The organism is uncultured Cyclobacterium sp. (assembly GCF_963976465.1).
Classification (GTDB): Bacteria; Bacteroidota; Bacteroidia; order Cytophagales; family Cyclobacteriaceae; genus Cyclobacterium.
In genome coordinates this window covers 1-4212 of the sequence record NZ_CAXBOC010000479.1, presented here as the reverse complement: position 1 = coordinate 4212, position 4212 = coordinate 1, and the positions used below count along the sequence as shown (strand labels likewise).

Annotated in this window: 5 protein-coding genes; 1 reads left to right on the top strand and 4 read right to left on the bottom strand. The window is 37.5% G+C overall.

The window, feature by feature from the left end; translation table 11 throughout:
- Positions 1-313: 313 nt before the first annotated feature.
- Positions 314-1174 (top strand): hypothetical protein, encoded by an 861-nt coding sequence (locus tag AAC037_RS20655; RefSeq protein ID WP_339905280.1) that lies wholly within the window; start codon positions 314-316, stop codon positions 1172-1174.
- 229 nt (positions 1175-1403) lie between these two features.
- Here AAC037_RS20655 and AAC037_RS20650 read toward each other — a convergent pair whose 3' ends face one another.
- The 4 genes from AAC037_RS20650 to AAC037_RS20635 form a co-directional block, all read right to left on the bottom strand.
- Positions 1404-1895, bottom strand: a complete 492-nt coding sequence (locus AAC037_RS20650; RefSeq protein WP_339905278.1) for a hypothetical protein — start codon at positions 1893-1895, stop codon at positions 1404-1406.
- 107 nt (positions 1896-2002) lie between these two features.
- Entirely contained in the window at positions 2003-2653 is a 651-nt protein-coding gene (locus AAC037_RS20645; RefSeq protein WP_339905277.1) for a hypothetical protein, read from the bottom strand.
- Positions 2628-3542, bottom strand: coding sequence for a DUF4099 domain-containing protein (locus AAC037_RS20640; RefSeq protein ID WP_339905276.1), 915 nt, complete (start codon positions 3540-3542; stop codon positions 2628-2630). Before AAC037_RS20640 ends, AAC037_RS20645 begins: the two co-directional genes overlap by 26 nt.
- On the bottom strand, positions 3539-4212 hold a 674-nt coding region (locus AAC037_RS20635), incomplete at its 5' end, for a zincin-like metallopeptidase domain-containing protein (RefSeq protein ID WP_339905274.1). The genes AAC037_RS20635 and AAC037_RS20640, both read right to left, overlap by 4 nt.

The following is a 4212-nucleotide window of genomic DNA, read 5'->3' as shown; positions in this document are numbered from 1 at the left end:
CTATTATGCCGTAGTTCCTTGGTATACTTCTGAAAATCATCTCGGATGCATGTGAAAAAATAGCCCATACCTTTGGTGAGTCATTGATTCGCTACATCTCCGTAATTATTAAAATAAATAATAGTTAGCCTCTGATTTCTTATAAATCATCATCTAAACCTCAAATAAATCAAAAAACACCTCTCGTGCTCTTTAATAAGCAGAAAGGGAGTTAATCTTTTATAGACAGTTTTCTATAGATAAAAAATATTAATACTAGCCTGCGTAAAATATAAGAGCTATTTAGTTTGCTAGAAAATTATTAGATTTAGAAATGAAAGATATGGAGGCTAAAATTTCTTCCCTTGAAACCCAAATCATGATTTATTCATATTTAGGTTGGTTTTTTGTAATTTTGACATTGATTCCTGTAGGCGATGTAGCCTATGATGTTTTAATTAAGAATGAATCGTGGCTTGAAACTGACCATGGTTCTTTTATAGGCGGTGTTTCAGGGACATTTGCCGCATTGGCCGGGGTTTTATTTGTATTTGTTGCATTCCTAGGACAGAGAATCTCCATCATCCAACAACAAATTGAAATTCAAAATAACATTAAAGAGCTTAAGGATACCCGGCAAGAAATTAAAGGGCAAAAAGAACAACTAGAACTTCAGAATATACAGTTTCAAATTCAATCTTTTGAAAATGTATTTTTCAAATTATTGAAACAATTTAGAATTCAATCAAAACTATCTTTTTCAGAAAACTATGGAGACGAAAACCTTATTGAAAAAATCAAAAAACTCTATCAAGTGTTAAAAACAGCCTATTCCTCAGATGATTGGGACTCGTTAAACAGTTCTGAAAGAGGAAATAAGCTTGGTGACTGTTCCGATTTTGCCTTATCCCAAGGTTTTGCAAGAGTTAGAGCTTTGATACAATCTTCCTTAAGTATTTTAATACATTTGGATAATAATAGAAAAATAATCGATCATGAATTTTACCTTTCCATGTTTTATATTTCCCTTAATGTTCATGAAAATAGATTACTTTTTTACGGATATTTTTCTGATAGGGTAAAATTTGACCAACTGCAGCTAAGGCTATATCAAGAATTTCTTGATATATTTAATTCCGAGAACATTTGCAGTTCCGACGATAAAAAACTAATAAAGCATAAAACGGTTGGCTAATGAGTACAAAGTTAAGAACTTTTATTTCTCTAGCTTTGCAACGCTTTTATTACCTCGAAAAAACTAGGTCAATTTTAGCTTTCCCATTCAAAAAATAATGACCATCACTCCAATTATTAAATCTCAGCTACATATATTTTTTATTGATGCAAAATTTATTAAAGTAAACCCAAAATATGGATGGGAAAAAATTAAAACAAAATCAAAATTTGCTGAATTATTTAAACAGTCAAAACCTCACCACCTCACTCAAAACCTCCGAGACCTCCCCTACCGGTTTAGCAGTATATTGGAAGGTTTGGATCTCAGCATTGTCTCCAAAAACCTTGATAGTAGCTCTTAAATTCTCGAAGTCTTCAGTGGGAATATCACCTGTGTGAACCACATTAAAATTAAACCCGAATGTATGAACAGGCTCTTCTGATTCAACTACGAGCTCGGAAAAGGTGGCGGAGGTGGAAAGGTTAAAGGTATTGGCCTGTTCGATGATCTGTGTCCATTCCAGCTCACTGGGCTGAACGATGGTGGCACTGACAAAACCGCTTTGGCCCTTGTAGAGGGAATGAACTCCGAAATTAACGAGGTACTGTTCAACACTTCCTTCAAAAGCAATTTCTATCCGGGCTGTTTTTTCCACTAGGGGGGCCTCATGAGGCTCATTGTTGCAAGAGATTGCTAAAAAAATGCAAGCATAAAAAAAGAGTGTCTTTAATCTTCTCATAACGGTAGGTCAATTTGGTTATTCTTATTCAAAACATTAAAAGAATGTTTATTGCATATTTAAAATTTTAACGGTATTTAAATTAAAATAATATCGTATTTGTAATCTTAAAAATAATAAAACATATAAAAATTATCAATATTTTTATCAAAAGGTTTACAAGTGCTTACCGTTTGTCTCTGCCCTACCTGCCTGCAATGATTTCTTAATGAAAACTCCCTTATTGGCATACAGAATTCCTTCCCTTTAAAGGATGCAACTACCCTATTGTCTGCAATCGTAAAAAGGCAATCCTCACCTTTCAGCCAATGTTGAACCTTACAGTCCCTGATCCGACTTAACAGGGAATGACCAAATACAGTATAAATTTTTACTCCCTTTGGGTACTGTTCAACGCCTTTTAAAATTAGTCTTTTATCCATTTTAGCTCCAATGGCCAGAAAAGCAGCATAAGCGAAATTCACACACCCCATTTTTCTTTGTACCAGGTAAATCAAATGCATAAATGCATCAGATATATACAGTGCCCTGACGTTTTCAGGCTCAGCTGGTGAGAAATAAAGGACTCCCCTGGAGGACAATTTATGATTAAGCACAGCAATAACTTCACGATCCACCACACCTCCATGTTCATTAAGGTAATCTGCAATCAACCTGCCTTTTTCATCTTCCCGCAAAACTTCCGAAAACAGCTGATGTACTTCCCTACTCACCCCAAGGCTTTCCAACAGCTCAAATTTTTCTCTGACGGTGTTCATCGTTTTCTGATTTCTTATTTGGATTCCTACCTTCTTCTGTATCTATGGAGTTAAAGCGTTTTACTTCATCACCACTCCTATTCTGATATTTAGCCGGTTGGGTTCCAACTTTTGACATTTCTTCTCGGACATTATTCCTATCCCTCAAGGCATCCTTATCATTAGGGTTTAGCGCAATTCTTCGCTCAATTTGCTTTTGTACCTTTTGGAGTGCATCCTGATAACCTTTTGAATAGGATTGTTCCTCACCACTTTTTTTACCCAACATCCTGCCTATTCCTGTAAGCAATAAATAGGATAAGCCTCCATCCAAAAGGATAGACAATACCAAACCATTTCGGTTGGACCGCACACCTTTTCGATCTGAAGTGGAGAACTGAAACTGAGTGCCATCAGGCAATTCCACCATTTCCCCTTCCTTGTATTTCCTTTTTTGCTCTGCTGTTAGTTTTTGGTTATTGACAGCTTCAGGTGCCTTCACCGACCTGGGATCATAGCTCATAAACTGCTTGGTATCTTTATCATATGCAATGATTTCCGTCCTAACATTCCCATTTTTGTCGACATAGTTTTTACGAATATTGGCAATCTCTGCCCTGATAAGTCGCTCTTTCTCCTCCGTAGAGAGTTTTGGATGGGAATTGGGGGACTTGTACACCGGATCAATTCTTAAAGAAGGGTTTCCATCAACCCCTCTTACAATGGAAAGCCTGGCCGGAAGGTTGTCTATTTGTATATCTTTTCCTTTCAGGTTTTTCAAGGCTACTACATCCGTCATTTTACCTTCCTGCAACGCTTGTACCTGTTCCTTAGGAATGGTAAACTTTCCATCTTTATAAATCCCAAATATTTTCAGGTCTTTCATAGGTAATGTTTTTTCCTTGATCATCTTCCAAATTTTAAAGTGGTTTCCATTTCTTGTTTTTGTTCTTTATTTTCCGGCTGCTGGGACAATTCTGGTATCCGCACCACATCGGGTACTTCGACAGGCTCAGTATCCGATGTGGAGCTTTTCGAAGCAACCTGTTTCAATTCTTTTTTTCTATCGAAGGCCATCAGGTAATCCATGATCTTTTGGGAATCTGAAGCTGCCTGATGGATTTCAAAGGGTTTCTCGGTAAGAATTTTTATCCAGCTGTCCACATAGGCCAGGTGTTGCCCGGGATCATGACCAATCTGTAGCTCAGCTCCCAACATCATGCTGGCGATTTCAGCTCTTAGTTCCTCTCTTGCATATTCCTGTGTGCCAAAACTGTTCATAATACTCCGATCCAACCGGTTCTTATGCCCTGTCCAATGACCCAGCTCATGTAGAAGCGTGGCATAATACCTGTCGGAAGATTTAAACTGTGTCTTTTCGGGCATTCTAATATTATCCCCCAGGGGTGAATAATAAGCGCTATTTCCATGGACATGTGAAATGCTGGCACCGGTGTTTTTTACCAGACCTTCTACCCTGTTCAGTTTTTCCCATTGGCTAATCTCCGAGCTTTTTGCTATTGGAGGTACCCCCTTGATCTGTTCGGCGTTAAAAACCCAGGCTTTGGTGATCATGGGAG

What these genes read in the sequence shown, in the direction of transcription:
- AAC037_RS20655 (WP_339905280.1), top strand. Translation starts at nt 314, where the DNA reads ATGAAAGATATGGAGGCTAAAATTTCTTCCCTTGAAACCCAAATCATG.
- AAC037_RS20650 (WP_339905278.1), bottom strand. Translation starts at nt 1,895, where the DNA reads ATGAGAAGATTAAAGACACTCTTTTTTTATGCTTGCATTTTTTTAGCA.
- AAC037_RS20645 (WP_339905277.1), bottom strand. Translation starts at nt 2,653, where the DNA reads ATGAACACCGTCAGAGAAAAATTTGAGCTGTTGGAAAGCCTTGGGGTG.
- AAC037_RS20640 (WP_339905276.1), bottom strand. Translation starts at nt 3,542, where the DNA reads ATGATCAAGGAAAAAACATTACCTATGAAAGACCTGAAAATATTTGGG.